The sequence below is a fragment of the Candidatus Magnetobacterium casense genome (assembly GCF_000714715.1).
GTDB classification, from domain to species: domain Bacteria; phylum Nitrospirota; class Thermodesulfovibrionia; order Thermodesulfovibrionales; family Magnetobacteriaceae; genus Magnetobacterium; species Magnetobacterium casense.
This window is the reverse complement of the sequence record NZ_JMFO01000005.1, coordinates 129,913-148,096: the sequence shown is the minus strand read 5'-3', so window position 1 is coordinate 148,096 and position 18,184 is coordinate 129,913. Positions and strand designations below refer to the sequence as shown.

General features: G+C 49.4%; 29 protein-coding genes. 5 read left to right on the top strand and 24 right to left on the bottom strand.

What is annotated here, in order from left to right:
* Positions 1 to 35: 35 nt before the first annotated feature.
* The 24 genes from rplR to Mcas_RS04470 all read right to left on the bottom strand — a co-directional run bounded on the left by rplR (position 36) and on the right by Mcas_RS04470 (position 13,465).
* The gene (rplR, locus tag Mcas_RS04580) at positions 36 to 398 is read right to left on the bottom strand and encodes a 50S ribosomal protein L18 (protein ID WP_040334320.1); all 363 of its coding nucleotides are present in this window, start codon (positions 396 to 398) and stop codon (positions 36 to 38) included.
* Between the two features lie 122 nt (positions 399 to 520).
* Positions 521 to 1,063 (bottom strand): 50S ribosomal protein L6, encoded by a 543-nt coding sequence (rplF, locus tag Mcas_RS04575; RefSeq protein ID WP_040334319.1) that lies wholly within the window; start codon positions 1,061 to 1,063, stop codon positions 521 to 523.
* A 98-nt stretch (positions 1,064 to 1,161) separates the two neighbouring features.
* Positions 1,162 to 1,335, bottom strand: a complete 174-nt coding sequence (locus Mcas_RS18015) for a hypothetical protein (protein ID WP_156033134.1) — start codon at positions 1,333 to 1,335, stop codon at positions 1,162 to 1,164.
* 10 nt (positions 1,336 to 1,345) lie between these two features.
* Complete coding sequence (gene rpsH / locus Mcas_RS04570; protein WP_040334318.1) at positions 1,346 to 1,738, bottom strand: 30S ribosomal protein S8; 393 nt, start codon at positions 1,736 to 1,738, stop codon at positions 1,346 to 1,348.
* Positions 1,739 to 1,748: 10 nt separating this feature from the next.
* A complete protein-coding gene (locus tag Mcas_RS04565; RefSeq protein ID WP_040334317.1) occupies positions 1,749 to 1,934 on the bottom strand; it encodes a type Z 30S ribosomal protein S14 in 186 nt (61 codons plus the stop codon).
* 33 nt (positions 1,935 to 1,967) lie between these two features.
* Positions 1,968 to 2,513 (bottom strand): 50S ribosomal protein L5, encoded by a 546-nt coding sequence (gene rplE / locus Mcas_RS04560; RefSeq protein ID WP_040334316.1) that lies wholly within the window; start codon positions 2,511 to 2,513, stop codon positions 1,968 to 1,970.
* 5 nt (positions 2,514 to 2,518) lie between these two features.
* On the bottom strand, positions 2,519 to 2,836 hold the full coding sequence (gene rplX, locus Mcas_RS04555) for a 50S ribosomal protein L24 (protein WP_040334315.1): 318 nt from the start codon (positions 2,834 to 2,836) through the stop codon (positions 2,519 to 2,521).
* Positions 2,837 to 2,871: 35 nt separating this feature from the next.
* Positions 2,872 to 3,240, bottom strand: a complete 369-nt coding sequence (gene rplN, locus Mcas_RS04550) for a 50S ribosomal protein L14 (protein WP_040334314.1) — start codon at positions 3,238 to 3,240, stop codon at positions 2,872 to 2,874.
* Positions 3,227 to 3,487, bottom strand: a complete 261-nt coding sequence (rpsQ, locus tag Mcas_RS04545; RefSeq protein WP_040334313.1) for a 30S ribosomal protein S17 — start codon at positions 3,485 to 3,487, stop codon at positions 3,227 to 3,229. The genes rplN and rpsQ overlap by 14 nt, the downstream gene beginning before the upstream one ends.
* 24 nt (positions 3,488 to 3,511) lie before the next feature.
* Positions 3,512 to 3,754 (bottom strand): 50S ribosomal protein L29, encoded by a 243-nt coding sequence (gene rpmC / locus Mcas_RS04540; RefSeq protein WP_040334312.1) that lies wholly within the window; start codon positions 3,752 to 3,754, stop codon positions 3,512 to 3,514.
* Entirely contained in the window at positions 3,751 to 4,170 is a 420-nt protein-coding gene (gene rplP, locus Mcas_RS04535; protein WP_040334311.1) for a 50S ribosomal protein L16, read from the bottom strand. Before rplP ends, rpmC begins: the two co-directional genes overlap by 4 nt.
* A 68-nt stretch (positions 4,171 to 4,238) precedes the next feature.
* On the bottom strand, positions 4,239 to 4,883 hold the full coding sequence (rpsC, locus tag Mcas_RS04530) for a 30S ribosomal protein S3 (protein WP_040334310.1): 645 nt from the start codon (positions 4,881 to 4,883) through the stop codon (positions 4,239 to 4,241).
* Positions 4,884 to 4,895: 12 nt separating this feature from the next.
* Entirely contained in the window at positions 4,896 to 5,225 is a 330-nt protein-coding gene (gene rplV, locus Mcas_RS04525) for a 50S ribosomal protein L22 (protein ID WP_040334309.1), read from the bottom strand.
* 40 nt (positions 5,226 to 5,265) lie between these two features.
* On the bottom strand, positions 5,266 to 5,550 hold the full coding sequence (gene rpsS, locus Mcas_RS04520) for a 30S ribosomal protein S19 (RefSeq protein WP_040334308.1): 285 nt from the start codon (positions 5,548 to 5,550) through the stop codon (positions 5,266 to 5,268).
* 11 nt (positions 5,551 to 5,561) lie between these two features.
* A complete protein-coding gene (gene rplB, locus Mcas_RS04515) occupies positions 5,562 to 6,380 on the bottom strand; it encodes a 50S ribosomal protein L2 (protein ID WP_040334307.1) in 819 nt (272 codons plus the stop codon).
* Positions 6,381 to 6,671, bottom strand: coding sequence for a 50S ribosomal protein L23 (gene rplW / locus Mcas_RS04510; protein WP_040334306.1), 291 nt, complete (start codon positions 6,669 to 6,671; stop codon positions 6,381 to 6,383).
* Positions 6,671 to 7,357, bottom strand: coding sequence for a 50S ribosomal protein L4 (rplD, locus tag Mcas_RS04505; RefSeq protein WP_040334305.1), 687 nt, complete (start codon positions 7,355 to 7,357; stop codon positions 6,671 to 6,673). The genes rplW and rplD overlap by 1 nt, the downstream gene beginning before the upstream one ends.
* 28 nt (positions 7,358 to 7,385) lie before the next feature.
* A complete protein-coding gene (gene rplC / locus Mcas_RS04500; protein WP_040334304.1) occupies positions 7,386 to 8,000 on the bottom strand; it encodes a 50S ribosomal protein L3 in 615 nt (204 codons plus the stop codon).
* Between the two features lie 56 nt (positions 8,001 to 8,056).
* Positions 8,057 to 8,362, bottom strand: a complete 306-nt coding sequence (rpsJ, locus tag Mcas_RS04495; protein ID WP_040334303.1) for a 30S ribosomal protein S10 — start codon at positions 8,360 to 8,362, stop codon at positions 8,057 to 8,059.
* 4 nt (positions 8,363 to 8,366) lie between these two features.
* Positions 8,367 to 9,566 carry an elongation factor Tu gene (tuf, locus tag Mcas_RS04490; protein WP_040334302.1) on the bottom strand — a complete coding sequence of 400 codons (1,200 nt, stop codon included), beginning with the start codon at positions 9,564 to 9,566 and terminating at the stop codon, positions 8,367 to 8,369.
* Between the two features lie 235 nt (positions 9,567 to 9,801).
* Positions 9,802 to 11,886: an elongation factor G gene (gene fusA / locus Mcas_RS04485; RefSeq protein ID WP_040334301.1), complete on the bottom strand. Its 2,085-nt coding sequence runs from the start codon at positions 11,884 to 11,886 to the stop codon at positions 9,802 to 9,804.
* A gap of 6 nt (positions 11,887 to 11,892) precedes the next feature.
* Complete coding sequence (rpsG, locus tag Mcas_RS04480) at positions 11,893 to 12,363, bottom strand: 30S ribosomal protein S7 (RefSeq protein WP_040334300.1); 471 nt, start codon at positions 12,361 to 12,363, stop codon at positions 11,893 to 11,895.
* Between the two features lie 31 nt (positions 12,364 to 12,394).
* Entirely contained in the window at positions 12,395 to 12,766 is a 372-nt protein-coding gene (gene rpsL / locus Mcas_RS04475) for a 30S ribosomal protein S12 (RefSeq protein WP_040334299.1), read from the bottom strand.
* Between the two features lie 168 nt (positions 12,767 to 12,934).
* The gene (locus Mcas_RS04470; protein WP_040334298.1) at positions 12,935 to 13,465 is read right to left on the bottom strand and encodes an LA_3696 family protein; all 531 of its coding nucleotides are present in this window, start codon (positions 13,463 to 13,465) and stop codon (positions 12,935 to 12,937) included.
* A gap of 139 nt (positions 13,466 to 13,604) precedes the next feature.
* Here Mcas_RS04470 and Mcas_RS04465 point away from each other — a divergent pair, with 139 nt between their 5' ends.
* The 5 genes from Mcas_RS04465 to Mcas_RS04445 all read left to right on the top strand — a co-directional run bounded on the left by Mcas_RS04465 (position 13,605) and on the right by Mcas_RS04445 (position 18,122).
* The gene (locus Mcas_RS04465; RefSeq protein WP_200873627.1) at positions 13,605 to 14,279 is read left to right on the top strand and encodes an NYN domain-containing protein; all 675 of its coding nucleotides are present in this window, start codon (positions 13,605 to 13,607) and stop codon (positions 14,277 to 14,279) included.
* Between the two features lie 219 nt (positions 14,280 to 14,498).
* The gene (locus Mcas_RS04460) at positions 14,499 to 15,383 is read left to right on the top strand and encodes a M28 family peptidase (RefSeq protein ID WP_040334297.1); all 885 of its coding nucleotides are present in this window, start codon (positions 14,499 to 14,501) and stop codon (positions 15,381 to 15,383) included.
* Positions 15,384 to 15,482: 99 nt separating this feature from the next.
* Positions 15,483 to 15,932: a CPBP family intramembrane glutamic endopeptidase gene (locus tag Mcas_RS16270; RefSeq protein WP_052566855.1), complete on the top strand. Its 450-nt coding sequence runs from the start codon at positions 15,483 to 15,485 to the stop codon at positions 15,930 to 15,932.
* Positions 15,933 to 16,215: 283 nt separating this feature from the next.
* A complete protein-coding gene (locus Mcas_RS04450; RefSeq protein ID WP_040334296.1) occupies positions 16,216 to 17,046 on the top strand; it encodes a polysaccharide biosynthesis/export family protein in 831 nt (276 codons plus the stop codon).
* Between the two features lie 5 nt (positions 17,047 to 17,051).
* The gene (locus tag Mcas_RS04445) at positions 17,052 to 18,122 is read left to right on the top strand and encodes an NAD-dependent epimerase/dehydratase family protein (protein WP_235203273.1); all 1,071 of its coding nucleotides are present in this window, start codon (positions 17,052 to 17,054) and stop codon (positions 18,120 to 18,122) included.
* The last annotated feature ends 62 nt before the right edge of the window (positions 18,123 to 18,184 follow it).

Below are 18,184 nucleotides of genomic sequence, written 5' to 3'. Positions count from 1 at the left end.
TTACCTCCTTATATCTCTGATTAATCCAGTATCTGCTAAAACTCTAGTCCTGATTCTCTGGCTGCGTCGGCCAGCGCCTTAACCCTACCGTGGTACTTGAAGCCGCCTTTGTCGAAGACGACCTTGGTTATACCTTTTTCCTTTGCTTTTTGTGCAAGCAATGTTCCGACCTTTTTGGCTGCGACCACGTTGCCCTTATGGCCCGTTTCGGTTCGCAGGGGCTTTTCGAGCGTGGAGGCGCAGACGAGGGTCACGCCTTCGGTGTCGTTTATCAACTGGGCATACATGTGGTTGAGGCTCTTGTAGACCGACAGTCGTGGTCTTTGCGGGGTACCTTCAACCTTTTTGCGGACTCTGTCATGTCGTTTCTGCCGCAGGTATAGCTTTTCGTTTTTCACTGTCGTACATCCTCACTTTGATTTGGGCTTCATTAATCCAGGCCTCATTAATCTATGCTTCATTAATCTATACTTCACTAACTCTATACTTCACTAATCTATACTTCATTTCAGGTCGCACACTACTTTGAACCAGTCTTGCCTGGTTTTAGTTTGATCTTTTCATTTGCATATCTGATTCCTTTTCCTTTATAGGCATCCGGTGGTCTGATGGCGCGTATATTGGCGGCCACCTGGCCCAGGAGTTGCTTATCTATACCGAAGAGGGTCAGTTTGGTTTGTTTCTTATCGACCTCGGCTGTGATACCTGCCGGCAGTGGATAGACCACCGGGTGTGAGTATCCTACGGCAAATTCCAGTTTATCTCCGTTGACGAAGGCCCTGTAGCCAACGCCTGTCAGTTCCATATCCCGTTTAAAGCCCTCCGACACACCCACGCACATATTGTATATCAGGGTTCTTGTCAGTCCGTGCAGGGCACGTTCTGAGGCGGATTCTCCCTGTCGTTGCACTTTAAGTTGAGATGCCTCCACCTCTATTTTCAACACATCCGGGGCACGCCAGTTCAACTCGCCCTTACCACCTTTGACTCGCACCTCGGAGTCTGTCACAGTCACCGTCACACCCTTAGGGAGTTCTATCGGCTTTTTACCAATTCTCGACATCGTCAGCCTCACCTCTTAATTGTCTTAATAATTTTTGGCACAATCTTATTATCATGTAACTTTATTGTGTGCAATCCTCCGGCATAATTGCAAGTGTCCTATGCAAGCCCTGGCACCAACCTCACGTTGGCGCCCATGCACTGGCCGCTCACCGCTGACCACCAACCTGCCACCGCTGACACCAGCGACGTTGCACATGTCACCCGGCCACCAGCCTGCACCACCGCTGACCACCAGCCTGCACTACCCGACCACCGACCACCCGGACACATATCAATAATCTTACCAGACGTAAGCCAACACCTCGCCGCCAACCTTGTCTCTCCTGCACATGCTGTCGGTTATCACACCCTTGGGCGTGGTCAGCACCACTATGCCAACTCCTCCCATGACGTTTGGAACTTCCTTGTAGCCGGTATATAACCGTCTGCCGGGCTTACTGACACGTTTGAGGCCCGTTATGATGCTCTTATTGTCTATGTACTTAAGAGATACCCTTAAGACGCCCTGTTTCTTGTCTTTCAATATCTTGTACGCCCTGATAAAGCCTTCTTCCTTGAGGAGTTTTGCAATCTCCAGTTTGATTCTTGATGCTGGGATATCGACTTTTTCTGCCTTTATCAAGATTGCGTTTCTCATTCTGGTCAGCATATCAGCAATTGGATCGGTCATCATAAATTCACCTCTACCAGCTTGACTTCGTTACGCCAGGGATGTTACCCTGCAACGACAGTTTTCTGAAACATATTCTACAGAGGTCAAACTTACGTAAAAACCCCCTGGGCCTTCCACACAGGTGGCACCTGTTGTATGTCCTTACCTTGAACTTTGGAGGCCTCTTGGCCTTCTCTATCATGCACGTTTTTGCCATATCACCTCAATATCAGTGTTTCTATCATTTTAATTATGCCTCCCTGAAGGGCATGCCCAATTCTTTCAGGAGTGCCTTACCTTCCTTGTCCGTGTTTGCGGTTGTGCAGATGACCACGTTGAGGCCGTGGACCATGGTGACCTTATCGTAGTCTATTTCCGGGAATATGTACTGTTCTCTGATGCCTACTGAGTAGTTGCCTCTGCCGTCGAAGGACTTTCCGCTGATGCCCTTGAAGTCGCGGATTCTTGGCAGGGACACGCTTATGAATCTGTCGAGGAATTCGTACATTTTTTCGCCTCTGAGGGTCACGCAGCATCCTATTGGCATACCCTTGCGCAGCTTAAAACCGGCTATGGATTTCTTGGCCTTGGTGACAATTGACTTCTGCCCTGAGATCATCTCCAATTCTTTTTGTGCTGCGTCGAGGAGTTTTATATCCTGCACGGCCTCACCGAGGCCTACGTTTAGGACTACCTTCTGGAGCTTTGGCACCTGCATCACGTTTTTATAGGAGAAGCCTTTTTTGAGTGCCGGGATAATCTCCGTTTTATACTTTTCTTTGAGTCGGGCTGCCATAGCTTCTAGTCAATTACCTCCTTACACTTCTTGCACAGGCGGATTTTCTTTCCGCTGTCAAGGATTTGGTTCCCTATGCGTGTTGGCTTGCTGCAACGGGGGCAGATCAGCATCAGCTTGGACAGGTCTATAGGGGCTTCCTTTTCGATTATGCCGCCCTGTGTGTATTGTTTATTGGGCTTCATGTGTTTCTTTATCATGTTGGTGTTTTCCACGATAGCGCTTGCCTTTTTGGGGATCACGCGTATGACCCTGCCTTTTTTACCGGCTTCGCTGCCCGTGAGGACAACCACTGTATCTTCTTTCTTAATGCTTAATCCCATCTCTTAGCCTCTCCTAAATGAAACATCACTTGTGGTCACAGCACCTCGGGTGCGAGCGATATAATCTTGGTAAATTCCTTCCATCTCAGTTCCCTGGCCACTGGGCCAAAGATTCTTGTACCCACCGGTTCGCCCTGGGCGTTTATGAGGACCACGGCGTTTTGCTGGAATCGTATATATGTACCGTCATCCCGTCTGGTTTCCTTGACGGTCCTGACGACGACGGCTTTTGCCTTGGAGCCTTTTTTCACTGCACCTTCGGGCAGGGCCTCCTTGACACTGACCACTATAATATCGCCAAGTCGTGCGTAGCGTTTCTTATAGCCGCCCAGCACCTTTATGCACATAACTTTTTTCGCTCCGGAGTTATCTGCCACATCGAGTATGCTTTCAACCTGTATCACCCTCGTGCTCCTTCCTTGCGGGGTTTATTAACACCCATCGCTTTGTCTTGCTCAGTGGTCTTGATTCTCTGATCTGCACCGTATCGCCGACCTTGCTCTGGTTATTTTCGTCGTGGACTTTTAGTTTCATGGTTTTTTTCACGGTTTTTTTGTACAGCGGGTGCTGATACAGCCGTGAGACGGCCACCGTCACAGTCTTGTCCATGGCGTCACTAATAACCTCTCCTGTGTAAACCTTTTTAGGCATCGTCCTTCCTCACTTAGTATTTCCTCATTGGCTTTTCAGCTTTTGTGCTGTTGCGGCCTGCCCGCTTGGGGCTTTTGGTGTCATAGCCTGTTGCGTTATGATTGTCAGCACCCTGGCGATGTCTTTCTTTATCGTTTTAATCCGTTTGGGGTTTTGGATATCGCCCTTGGCGGCCTGAAAGCGAAGGTTAAACAGCTCTCTTCTGAGGTCGTCTTCTTTTTGCCTCAACTCTTGCGTGGTTAGTTCTCTGAGTTTTGCCGGTTTCAAATGACAGCCTCCTCTCTTTTAACGAACTTTGTAGCAATGGGCAGTTTATACGACGCCAGTCGCAGGGCTTCTTTGGCCACTTCTTCGGTGACTCCTGACAGTTCGTACATGACCTTACCGGGTCTGACCACGGCCACCCAGTATTCGGGGTTACCCTTACCTTTACCCATTCTTGTTTCAGCGGGTTTTTTGGTTATAGGCTTATCGGGGAATATGCGTATCCACAGTTTACAGCCTCTTTTGGCGTATCTGGTGATGGCCACCCTGGCAGACTCTATCTGTCTGCTTGATATCCATCCTGGCTCCAGTGCGCGGAGGCCGTAGTCACCAAAGGATATCTCGACGCCTCTGGCGGCCTTGCAATTCATGTTTCCCTTCATTGCCTTTCTGAACTTTATCTTCTTGGGCATCAACATAGCTTTTTACTCCTTATGCTCACCTTCTTCTCACCTTATGCTAGTTATACGATCCTGTGTGTGGCTCTCTACGCAGGTCCTTTGGACTCGGGCAGTACGTCGCCCTTGTATATCCAGACCTTGACGCCGATTATTCCATAGGTCGTTTTTGACTCGGCGAATCCGTAGTCTATATCTGCGCGGAAGGTATGCAGCGGGACACGTCCTTCTTTATACCACTCTGCCCTGGCTATTTCGGCGCCGGACAGTCGCCCGGAACACGCTATTTTGACACCCTGGGCGCCGAATCTCAGCGATGACAGCACGGATTTTTTCATTGCCCGTCTGTAGGCCACGCGTTTTTCTATCTGCATCGCTATGTTTTCGGCCACAAGCTGTGCATCCAGTTCAGGTTTTCTAATTTCCTTGATATCTATGCTGACCTGTTTACCGATCACAAGTTCTATTGATTTCTTGAGATTTTCTACCTCTGCGCCTTTCTTGCCTATTATGATACCCGGTCTGGCCGTATAGATTATAATCTTTAGTTTTTGTCCGGCCCGTTCGATCTCGACCCTGCTGATCCCTGAGTGGTACAGCTTTTCCTTGATATATTTCTTTAAATAAAGGTCTTCGTGTAACTGTTTGGCATAACCTACCTTCAGGTACCAACGGGAGTCCCACGTCTTGTTTATACCAAGTCTGTTACCCGTTGGATGTGTCTTTTGACCCAAAAATCACCTCCGTTAGTCTGACAAGACCACTGTGATATGGCTTGTTCGTTTCTTGATTACGTTTGCTCTGCCCATAGCCCGTGGCATTATACGTTTCATGGTTGGTCCTTGATCTACGTATGCCAGGGATACGTTGAGTTCGTCGGGGTCTGCGACATTTTTCTGCCCCGCATTGGCCATTGCGGACTTCAGTAGCTTGGCCACCATTGCCGCACCGCGGTAGGGCATAAAACTCAGCAGAACCGCTGCTTCCTTTGCCTTTTTACCTTTTATCAGGTCCGTAACCCGTCTCGCCTTACGCGGTGTAATCCGGGCGTACTTTAATATCGCCTTTGCATTCATTTAAGCTCTCCCTATTTCAGTGCTGTCTTGGCCTGTGTGTCTATTTTCCCTTACCGGAGCCTTTGTCGCTGCCCGCGTGTCCTCTGAAGGTGCGCGTTGGCGAAAATTCACCCAGCTTGTGTCCTATCATATTTTCTGTCACGTACACAGGAATGAACTTATGCCCGTTGTGGACGGCAAACGTATAGCCTATGAAGTCGGGCACTACCGTTGATCTCCTTGACCACGTCTTGATTATCTTCTTTTCTCCTGCGGCCACCAGTCTGTCCACCTTCTTTTTTAGTTTCTCGTCAACAAACGGACCTTTCTTTATCGATCTAGGCATATTTTACTCCCTTATTTTCTTTTCTTTACAATATACTTCTCTGTTCGTTTGTTCTTTCTGGTCTTGACGCCCTCGGGTTTACCCCACGGTGAACACGGCGGTCTGCCACCAGAACTCCTGCCCTCGCCTCCGCCTAGCGGGTGGTCGATGGGATTCATCACGACGCCTCTGACGTGAGGCTTTTTGCCTTTCCAGCGATTTCTGCCTGCCTTGCCGATTGATATATTTTCGTGTTCGGCGTTACTGACCTGTCCTATGGTGGCCATGCACGTGATCGGGATCAGGCGCACAACACCCGATGACAGTTTTACCTGGGCATACTTGGGGTCCTTGGCTATGAGTTGGGCCTGGGTACCGGCGCCGCGCACCAGTTTGCCTCCCTGCCCGGGTTTCAGTTCCACGTTATGGATGATGCTACCCAGGGGTATCTCTTTCAGCGGCAGTGCGTTACCGACCTTTATATCGGAGCCGGGGCCGGAGGTCACGGAGTCGTTGACCTTGAGTCCTTCCGGGGCAATTATATAGCTTCTGTGTCCGTCTATGTATTTTAAGAGCGCTATGCGGGATGACCTGTTTGGGTCATACTCTATGGTTTCAACCTTGGCCTGCACCCCCAGCTTGTCTCTTTTAAAGTCGATAATTCGGTAGAGTCGTCTGACTCCTCCACCTCGTTGCCATGAGGTCACTCTGCCCTGGTTATTTCTGCCGCCGCTTTTGCGCATCCCCACCACCAGGGGTTTATGTGGTTGTTCTGCCGTGATGTTGGCGAAATCCGACACGGTTTGAAACCGTCTGCCTGCCGACGTTGGCCTATAGCGTCTTATTCCCATTTATACACCTTCAATAAAGTCTAGTTTTTCGCCCTCTTTGAGGGTGATTATTGCCTTTTTCAGCTTTCTTGTCTTACCGATTGACTTGCCAAACCTCTTCCACTTGGAAGGTCTCATTGTTATTGCCACCTTCTCCACCTTCACCTTGAACTTTTCCTCGAAGGCCTTTTTGATCTCTATCTTGTTTGTCTTGAGGTCAACTTCCACATAGAGCTTATTTTCGCTATCTTTTAGAAACGTGCCTTTCTCTGTAAAGAGCGGTCGCTTGATCACTGCGTGCAGGTTATTCATCAGTTGGTTCCCCCCTTGGTTGCACTAAAAAGTGACAACGAGTCCTTCGTCATCAGGACATAGTCGTGGGCCAATATCCCATACGTGTTAATGTCGGTGACATTTATAACCCTTACGCCGTCAATATTTCTGGCCGACAACACCACGCGTCTGTTATTATCCAACACCGAGCCGTCTACGGCTGCGGCGCCCGCACCTGGTTGCTTCACTGGCGGCAGGACTATCAATACCCGTTGCTGGTCGATACCCAACTTTCCCAGTATGCCCACGATGCCCTTTGTGCTGACTTTTTCTACCTGGAGTGCGTTGATGACCAGGAGTTTGCCTTCGGAGAGTTTTGCCGAAAGAGCCGTATTTAGCGCCAGCCTCTTGAATTGCTTATTGAGCTTGAACGAGTAATCGCGCGGCTGTGGTCCAAATATGGTTCCTCCGCCCTTCCACAGGGGAGACCTGTTACTGCCATGCCTTGCCCTGCCTGTATGTTTTTGTTTCCATGGCTTGCGCCCACCGCCCCTGACCAGCCCTCTGGTCTTGGTTGCATGTGTGCCCTGCCTCTGGTTTGCAAGGTAGTTTACAACGGCGCTTTGAAGTATATCCTGTCGTACTTCCAGACCGAATATCTCTTGTGGCAGTTGTACCCTATCTACAATATTGTTGTCAACGTCTCTGATCTCAGCCTCTATCATAACCCTTACCTATCATAAAATTAAATGCCTAATTTTGCCTTGTGATCTCTATAATATTGCCTGTTGCTCCAGGCACCATCCCCTTGACTATAAGGAGGTTTTGGTCGGGTTTAACGTCAAAGATCGTTACGTTTTTCACCGACACTCTTTCACAGCCCATATGACCGGGCATCCCCTTATTTTTCCATACCCTTGAGGGAAACGAGCTTGCTCCGATAGAACCGGGTGCTCTGTTGAACATCGACCCGTGAGTGGCCGGACCTCCGGCGTAGTTGTGTCGTTTCATTACCCCCTGAAAACCCTTACCTTTTGATATGCCTGAGACCTTTACCTTTTCTCCGGGGGCGAATTTATCCACCGTCACCACATCGCCGACCTTAAGGCCAGTCATCTTAAACTCTTTGAGTATCTTGTATGGCTTTTGGTTGGCCTTGTCAAAGACGCCCTTCATGGGTTTATTGACCTTGCTGACCTTGCGCTCTTCTATGAAGCCCATCTTTACGGCTGCGTAGCCGTCCCGTTCTATCGTCTTTACCTGGATGACGCTGCAGGGGCCGGCCTCTATCAACGTGACAGTGACCATATTGCCGTTTTCGGCAAACACCTGTGTCATCCCTAGCTTTTTACCTATAATTCCTGTCATGACCAACTCCCATGCTCATCTTGATTACGATTCATTATAACACTATCTCCAAATCCCTACAGCTTAATTTCAACGTCAACGCCGGCGGCCAACTCCAACTGCATCAGCGCATCAACCGTCTGCTGGGTTGGGTCATGTATGTCTATCAATCGCTTATGAGTTCTGATCTCAAACTGCTCCCTTGATTTCTTGTCAACGTGCGGAGACCTCAGTACGGTGAACTTCTGTATGTGTGTGGGCAACGGCACCGGTCCTGCTATTCTGGCGCCGGTTCGGTGAACCGTGTCCACTATCTCTCTCACAGACTGGTCAAGGAGCCTGTGGTCGTAGGCCTTTAGCTTTATGCGTATTTTTTCGTTCAAAACACTACTCCAATATTTCCGTAACGACTCCGGCCCCTACGGTCCTGCCGCCCTCTCTTATGGCAAACCGCAGTCCATTCTCCATCGCTATTGGAGATATCAACTCTACCGCCACATTGATATTATCACCAGGCATGATCATCTCAACGCCCTCGGGCAGCTCCACGACCCCGGTGACGTCCGTTGTCCTGAAGTAGAACTGCGGCCTGTACCCCTTAAAGAACGGGGTATGCCGTCCGCCCTCTTCCTTTGTCAGCACGTAGGCCTCTGCCCTGAACTTCGTGTGAGGCGTTATGCTGCCTGGTTTGGCCAACACCTGGCCCCTTTCGACCTCGTCCTTGCCAACACCGCGCAACAGCGTTCCTATGTTATCACCGGCTCGTCCCTCATCGAGGAGCTTTCTGAACATCTCCACTCCGGTGACGACCGACTTTCTGGTTGCGCTTATGCCAACTATTTCTATTTCTTCGCCGACCTTGACTATGCCACGCTCAACCCTGCCCGTGACGACCGTGCCACGTCCACTGATGGAGAACACGTCTTCGATGGGCATCAGAAACGGCTTATCCAGTGCCCTCTGTGGTTCGGGTATGTAGGCGTCCACTGCGTCCATCAGGTCGTGGATGCACTTGTACTCGGCTGCGGCGTTATCGGTGCTGGTGCTCTCAAGCGCCTTGAGGCCGCTGCCCTTGACTATGGGGATATCGTCGCCGGGGAACTGATACTTGCTGAGCAACTCTCTGACCTCAAGCTCGACCAGGTCTAAGAGTTCGGGGTCGTCCACCATATCGACCTTGTTCATAAACACCACGATGTAGGGTACGCCCACCTGTCTGGCCAACAGGATGTGTTCCCTCGTCTGAGGCATCGGACCATCGGCTGCACTCACCACAAGGATGGCACCATCCATCTGAGCCGCTCCGGTTATCATGTTCTTGACATAATCGGCATGTCCGGGGCAGTCAACGTGTGCATAGTGTCGTTTGCCTGTTTCGTACTCCACGTGTGCCGTGGCTATTGTGATACCCCTGGCCTTTTCCTCCGGGGCGTTGTCTATCTGGTCGTAGGCCGTAAACTTGGCCTGGCCCTTGATTGCAAGTACCTTGGTTATTGCTGCCGTCAGCGTTGTCTTGCCATGGTCCACGTGACCAATCGTCCCGATGTTCACGTGCGGTTTAGTCCTTTCAAACTTGGCCTTTGCCATATCATCCCTCCTTGTTTTTTTACTTAATCTCTATAGCTTATACAGGCAATAGTTTATCAACTTAGTTCTTTCTGTTTTTTCATTGTTCGCTCTTTCGAAAGATTTCTGAACAAGGGAATTAGTGTATCACAGAAATTACACCAATGTCAAATCTTTTTTATTTCCTGGTCCGTTATCCATGTATATTTTTTACAGACATCGGAGAATCCTCACAAAACACTACCTCCACGCCTTACTATCCACCCTTGACCTTTTTAACGATCTCATCCTGAGCGGCCTTTGGGAGTTCCTCGTACTGTGCCAACTGCATGGTGTAGCTTGCCCTGCCCTGGGTCTTGGACCGGAGCACCGTGGCATAGCCAAACATTTCGGCAAGCGGCACTGTTGTCTCTATGACCTGGGCATTGCCACGCTTGGTCATCGAGTGGACACGTCCACGTCTTGAGTTGATATCGCCGATGACATCCCCCATGTAGTCCTCGGGGGTCACGATTTCTACGTCCATGATTGGTTCAAGCAGGACGGGATGTGCCTTCCGTGCGGCTTCCTTCAGTGCCATGGAGCCGGCTATCTTAAAGGCCATCTCCGACGAATCCACCTCGTGATAGGAGCCATAGACTAGCGTTGCCTTCATGTCCACCACCGGATAACCGGCAACAACGCCTGAACTTAAAGCCTCTCTCATCCCGGCCTCAATGGCGGGGATGTACTCCCTGGGGATGATGCCCCCAACTATCTTATTTTCAAACTCAAAACCCTTGCCACGCTCCAGGGGTTCCAACTTTATTTCCACGTGTCCGTACTGGCCCCTGCCGCCGGTCTGTCTGATGTACTTACCTTCGGCCCCGGCATTGGACTTGATCGTTTCGCGGTAGGCAACCTGTGGTTTTCCTACGTTTGCACCGACCTTGAATTCACGCAGCAGGCGGTCAACTATTATCTCCAGGTGCAGCTCACCCATACCCGATATCAACGTCTGACCGGTTTCCTCGTTGAAGGCGACCTTAAACGACGGGTCCTCCTGCGTCAGCTTGTTGAGGGAGAGGAACAGCTTATCGCGGTCATCCTTTGTCTTTGGCTCTATTGCCACGGATATCACGGGGTCCGGAAACTGTATGGACTCTAAGATCACCGTATTTTTCTCATCACAGAGGGTATCTCCCGTCAGCGTGTATTTCAGACCGACCACAGCGCCGATGTCTCCGGCACGTACACTGTTAATCTCCTCCCGTTTACTGGCATGCATCCGCAGCAGCCTGCCGATGCGTTCTTTCTTGTCCTTGGTGGAGTTGTATGTGTAGGAGCCGGCGTTGAGCACGCCCGAGTACACCCGTATAAAGGTCAGTTGTCCGACAAATGGATCGGTCATTATCTTAAAGGCAAGAGCTGAAAATGGTGCATCGTCATTCGCCGGACGTTCAATGGTATCCTCGGTGCCCGGTGCAATACCTTTAATCGCAGGTATGTCCAGCGGAGAGGGCAGGTAATCAACAACGGCATCCAGTAACATCTGCACGCCCTTGTTCTTAAAGGCCGACCCACACACCACAGGGGTTATTGACATGTCTATGACACCCTGCCTTATTGCACGTTTGATCTCATCCTCTGTAATCTCTTGTCCGTTTATATATTTTTCCATCAAGGCATCGTCTATTTCCGACGCTGCCTCTATAAGTTTTTCTCTGAACTCCAGGGCAGTCTGCCGATACTCCTCCGGTATGTCACCCTCTACAAACGTTGCCCCCAGTGCCTCGTCGTCAAAGAAGTAGGCCTTCATTCTGACGATATCGAGCGGGCCTCTGAACTTGTCCTCAGCCCCGATGGGTATCTGCAACGCCACCGGTTTAGCGCCGAGCTTTTCTACCATAGAGTCCATGGCCGCCACGAAGTCCGCACCGACCCTATCCATCTTGTTAAAGAACGCAATTCTTGGCACGCTATACCGTTCGGCCTGTCGCCACACCGTCTCCGTCTGAGGCTCTACCCCCGACACCACATCTATCACCATCACGGCGGCATCGAGCACCCGCAGCGATCGCTCCACCTCTATGGTAAAGTCAACGTGTCCGGGCGTATCTATGATATTTATCCGGTTGTCCTTCCAAAAACACGTAGTAGCCGCCGATGTGATTGTTATCCCCCGCTCCTGCTCCTGAGGCATCCAATCCATCACGGCCGTGCCATCATGGACCTCGCCTATCTTGTAGGTCACTCCCGTGTAGTACAGTATCCGCTCTGTTGTGGTTGTCTTACCGGCATCTATGTGGGCCATGATACCTATGTTACGTGTTTTGTCCAGTGGAAATCGAATATCGGTCATATTATCCTACCACCTATAGTGTGCAAATGCCTTGTTTGCATCCGCCATCTTATGGGTGTCTTCCTTTTTCTTTATGGACGAACCGACATTGTTAAAGGCATCCAGCAGTTCTCCGGCCAGACGCTGCATCATGGTCTTTTCATTTCTGTTGCGGGCATAGTTCCTTATCCATCGAAAGGCCAGGGCCAGGCGTCTCTGTGGTCTGATCTCAACGGGCACCTGGTAGGTCGCTCCACCAACACGCCGGGGTTTGACCTCGATCTGTGGTTTGGCGTTCTCTATGGCCGTCTTGAACACCTTCAGCGGGTCTTCGCCGGTTTTGCCCTTCATTATATCAAAGGCCCCATAGCATATCTTTTCGGCTATTGCCTTCTTGCCATCCTCCACGATAACGTTGATGAATTTTCCAACGATCTTGCTGTTGTACTTGGGGTCTGGCATAACCTCTTTCTTAACGGCAACTCTTCTTCTTGGCATATTTAAACGTACCTCTTTCAGTCATCAAGCCCTATTTGGGCCTCTTTGCTCCATACTTGGAACGTCCGCGTTTTCTGTCTGCAACACCGGTGGTATCAAGGCATCCCCTGATGATGTGATATCTCACACCGGGAAGGTCCTTGACCCTGCCCCCGCGTATCAACACGATCGAGTGTTCCTGCAGGTTGTGACCCACCCCGGGTATATATGCCGTTACCTCAAAGCCGTTTGTCAGCCTTACCCTGGCAACCTTTCTAAGGGCCGAGTTCGGTTTCTTGGGCGTTGTCGTATAGACCCTCACACACACACCCCGACGTTGAGGGCAGTTCTGTAATGCAGGACTCTTGGTCTTCTTTAGTACCTGCTGCCTTCCTTTCCTTACTAATTGTGCTATAGTTGGCAATTTCCCTCCACTATTATTTGTTTATCATTTTTTACAAAAGTCTATTATCGTACACATCAAAACATTTTGTCAAGTATTTATTTAGCAGTCATGAGAAAAAATTAAATATTGTGTGTAGAACAAGGCAAGACTCATTATGTTATGGCTTGAACACCACCATCTGCGCGGTTAGTGCATTAAAAACGTTTTTATGAAGAGAGCGATGGTTGCCATTAGTGAAAGCACCATATACAACTTAAGCACAAGCATATCACGCTTGAAAAGATTGTCTTCTATCCTACGGACGTCCTTTTTGAGTATGGAGATATCTATTTCGAGTCCTGCTTTTATCCAGGACATATCTTCCTTGAGTCTTGAGATATCATCTCTTGTCGCAAAGTCTCTAAGGCCAGTTTTTGTCCCGGCTATGTCTTCTTTGAGACGGGTTTCCGTTCTGTCGGCGTCTTCTTCTATCCTGGCTATTGCTCCTTCGAGTCTGGTTTCAATCCTGGACACATCTTCCTTAAGGTTTGAAATATCTGTAGGCAGGTCTCTCCGCATGTCAAATCCGGCCTCGCTGATGACCATTATAAGAGCCTCTGTGGCCTCTTCTCCGAGCTTTTCTCTCAATGCCATTGGTATCGTTATTACACCCATGTCTTTATTATACAGTCGTATCTGCAAAAAAGCAAGCTGCGAACTTGACAACAGGGCAATCATGTCTGAGCTACAGAAAAATTTTTCAGGTTGCAAAAAAAAAGTGCTTGACAATCACCCAACCACTGTGGTTTAATATAAATATGAAGTGATGAAAAAGCTAAATCGCCCCTGTTGTTTCGACCTCAGGGTTATGAAGCCGTTGGAGACAACGGCTTCTGTGTTTTTCGACTGGCAGTATCCATTTATGAATCGTGTTTTTGTATATATAGACGGATGTAATTTCTATTATGGCGCAGTAAATGCTACTCCATATAAATGGATAGATTTTAAATCACTGTGTAGTAAACTCTTAAAGCCTGAAGATAAGATTGTTTCGATAAAATACTTTACAGCTTTAGTTAGCAAAAGAGGTGACAAGAGTCGGCTTGCTCGGCAAACAACATATATTAATGCATTAAAAACATACATTACTGAAATAGAGATATACTATGGTTATTTTCTCTCCCATAAAGTTTGTTTACCTCTTTCTAACCCAATACCCAATAAAGCCTTTGAATATGTTATAAAGACTGAAGAAAAAAGCTCTGATGTTAATCTTGCGATACAACTGTTAAACGATGCCTGGTTAGATTTATACGACACTGCCTTTGTAGTATCAAATGACAGCGACCTGACGGGAGCTATAAAACTTGTAAAGCATCATCACGGACACAAGGTTATAGGTATCGGTATACCCTGGAAATTTAAGAACAAATCCAAGCAATTACAGGAATGCGCAGACTTTATCAAACCTATAAAGGAAAAGCATTTATCAACCTCACAGCTCCCAGACCCCATACCCTACAGCACAATCCATAAACCCCCAAGCTGGTAACCCCACCCCTTGACAACCATGCCTGCCCCAATGATACAATCGCTATAGCCGGTTTTACCGGTCTAAATCACAACAATAGTAAGCAACAAGTATTTCAAGGAAGTTTGTAAGATGTTTAAAAAAAAGGCACGGGAAAGGGAACGTTTTGTTATAGCTGAACTATTGCGTTTGTTATTCTGATGTTGACGAATCCTTGTGGGTTTACATAGAATACTCATAATGATATACAGCAAAGGAGAGATCGCCGGCAATGTTAAGGAAATTGTTTACTTTCTGGCCCGGGAGATAGGCTCAAGGTCATATCGAAACATGTTTGCCCTGGAAGCAACAGTCCGGTACATCTCTCAAAGGCTCTCTGACTATGGCTATAGCGTCTCCTACCAGACGTACAAATACAGGGGAAACGTCTACAGAAACATAATCGCTGAACTCCGGGGAAAAGAGTCTCCGGAGACCGTAGTCATTATCGGTGCTCACTATGACACGGTCTACAGTACCCCTGGTGCCGATGACAACGCAAGTGGAATTGCCGGTCTGTTAGAGGTCGCCAGGGTGGTTGCAACGTCCGGATTTAGCAAAACGGTTCGTTTTGTTGCCTTTGCATTTGAGGAGTTTCCTGCGTTTATCAGCGACCAGATGGCCAGTTATGTCTATGCAAGGAGCCTCAGGGAACGAAACGAGAATGTTGAGCTGATGATCTGTCTGGAGATGATAGGCTATTTCAGTGACAAGGCTGACAGCCAGAGGTTTCCGCTGCCATTTTTTAAGTGGTTCTACCCTCGTGAAGGAAACTTCATTGTCGTAGTTGGTGATACGAAGGCAAGGAGGTTTGTCTCGCGGATCAAACATGCCTTCCGTAAGGGGTCTGAGCTGGCGGTTGAGTCCATTACAGCGCCCCGGTGGATTCCCGGGATAACCTTCTCCGACCACAAGTCGTTCTGGAAGTGCGGTTATGATGCCGTCATGATAACCGATACGGCCTTTTACAGGAATCCCAACTACCACAGACGTAGCGATACCCCCGATACCCTGTGCTATGGCAGTATGGCCGAGGTGGTATCAGGGCTGGTGTGTGCAATTGGTGCGGTGGCAGGGGGTGAGTAATTATCTCAACAGGCATATTGCCCTGTCCTGGTTTGTTGTGGTACTGGCTCTCTGTCTCATTCAGCAGGTCTATGCCATGCGTTTTTTTTCCTGGCTATTGTGGTGGTGCTCTATCTTATCCCTGTGTACTACCTTAAACGTCTGCCAGTGTTTCCCAATGCCGCTGACATTTTTCTGGGCGTGCTGGGGTGTGTCTTTTTTGTGCTGCCCTTTGTGCTGATCAAGGTTTTCGTGATGAAGGGGACGTTTGTGTCTCCTCCTCCGGTGTATATACTGACGCTGCTTATGCTCAATGCCCTGCCGGAAGAACTGTTTTTCAGGGGCTACCTCCAGGAGTCACTGGGCAACGGTACCTCATCGGTTGTTATCGTTAGCGCCATGTTTGCCCTGTGCCACAGTGGGAGATTTCTTGTCACCGGCGACATTACACAGCTTCTGACCTTTTTCCCCTCACTTATGATGGGCTGGCTATACCTCAAAACGTCTGACATACTGCCATCAACGCTGTTTCACCTCGTTGCCAACCTCGCCTTTACTTCCATAATATAGCAATTTCAGTTGAATTAAAGAATAAAACACGTGGTATTTTTATGGGGTCAAGGGGACTTCTTTTCGGCCGGGGCGCCTCGCCCCTCCCCTTGCGGGGGGTTCTGAAGGGGGGCGGAGGGGGTGAGGCACCCCTGCCACAAACCGCCCCTTTTTTTTTGTATTGCACGCAATAGAAACGCTCGATATGAAATAAAGTCCCGTAATCGCCGATAGCTTTACTAACCCCCTTGAGATAGTGTACAATAATCAATGGCGTTACAAGGACATATGGAGAAAGTGACGGGTGGCGAAGGTTTTTTCAGGACGATGGCTGCGTAATATAAGCGACGTATTGCATGTCTGTTTTTCCAGGGACAGCGTAAACAGGCTGACGGCTATACTCCTGCTCTTTGTCTTTGGCTGTGCCTCAGTGCAATCAGATGTGGCACCGCAGGGGCAACTGGCAGAGTTGACAAGCAATAGTCAACAGGACGACAACAATGAGGAGATATCAAGGCTTGGCCCCGGTGACATCATCGCCATAAACGTCTACAGACACACTGACCTGTCAATGAACTCAATCACGCTTAGGCCGGATGGCGGATTTTCCTTCCCACTGGTTGGGCAGGTGTATGCAAAGGGACTCAGCACAAAGGAGCTTGAAGCGAAGATGAAAGAGATGCTCGCTCAGTACATCGTAAAGCCCGATGTGGTCATAAATGCACAGAAGTTCAATAGCCACAAGATATACGTCTTAGGCGAGGTTGCCCGTCCCGGGGTGGTTCCCATAGAGGACGACCTGACCCTTATAAAGGCAATTGCCCTTTCCGGTGGCATTACGCATGATGCCAGAGAATCGGGTGTTGTGCTTCTGCGCAGGGGCAAGATATATACCCTCAACTTTGCCAACGTCCTTACGGGGGTATATGCCGATAACGTCCGTCTGAGAAACGGTGACATACTCTATGTGCCATCATCGGGTTTGGCAGATACGACCAGGTTTCTCTCCAACATATCGAGCATCCTGGGGTTCATCATTGGCATAGAAAGTGGTATAATCCTGACCCCACAGGTGGGTGATGCCCTGCGTGGCAAGTCCGGTAACACTTCCCCCATTGCTATCCCGTCGAAGTGATGACGATGAACGGGATGCTGCTCACCGGAGGGTGTGGTTTTGTGGGCAGTTCGCTTGCTATAAATTTCAGGAGGCGCTACCCGCAGCTTAAGATCACTTGCCTGGATAATCTCAAACGCAGGGGTAGCGAACTCAATGTCACCCGACTGAGGTCTTGGGGTGTGGAGTTTGTCCACGGCGATATCAGAAACCAGGAGGACCTCAACAGCGTTGGCGACGTTGATTTGATACTGGAGTGTTCGGCAGAACCTTCCGTTCTTGCCGGATATAATTCATCGCCTGAGTACGTTATCGGCACCAACCTCGTTGGCACAATCAACTGCCTCGAACTTGCCCGCAGGATGCCTCACCCGGTGATCTTTATCTTTCTTTCAACCAGCAGGGTCTACCCCATTAAGACTATCAACCGGTTGAATATAGAACATACAGAGACCCGGTTTGAACTCTCCGACGAACAAACCGTCCCCGGTGTATCGCGCAGGGGGCTTAACGAGCTTTTCCCGCTGGAGGGGGTGCGTTCACTCTATGGGGCAACCAAGTTGGCATCAGAACTGCTCCTGCATGAGTACATCGATATGTACGGCATCAAAGGTGTTGTAAACCGCTGCGGTGTATTGACCGGCCCCTGGCAGTTTGGCAAGGTAGACCAGGGAATCGTTGTCCACTGGGTGGCCAGGCATTTTTGGCGACAGCGGTTGGCATATTTTGGGTTTGGTGGGCAGGGCAAGCAGGTCAGGGACATCCTGCACGTCGATGACCTCTGCGACCTCATTGATATGCAGATACGCAACATAGACCTACACGTTGGTCAGACATACAACGTGGGCGGTGGCAGGGAAATAAGCCTTTCACTGAGGGAACTGACGTCTTCGTGTCAGCGATTTACTGGCAACATCGTAGAGATAGACAGCGTAATGCAGGACAGGGTGGCAGACATCCCGATATATCTAACCGACCACTCAAAGGTCACAGCCGTCACCGGGTGGCGTCCCCAACGCTACGCCACGGACATTGTACAGGAGATAGCCCTGTGGATGCAGGAAAACGAAGACTCCCTGGAGGGGATACTTAAATAAATGCAGCGTTGATAACCGACTCCGCAAATGTAAGGTATCGATATCGAAGCGAAGCCGCCCCT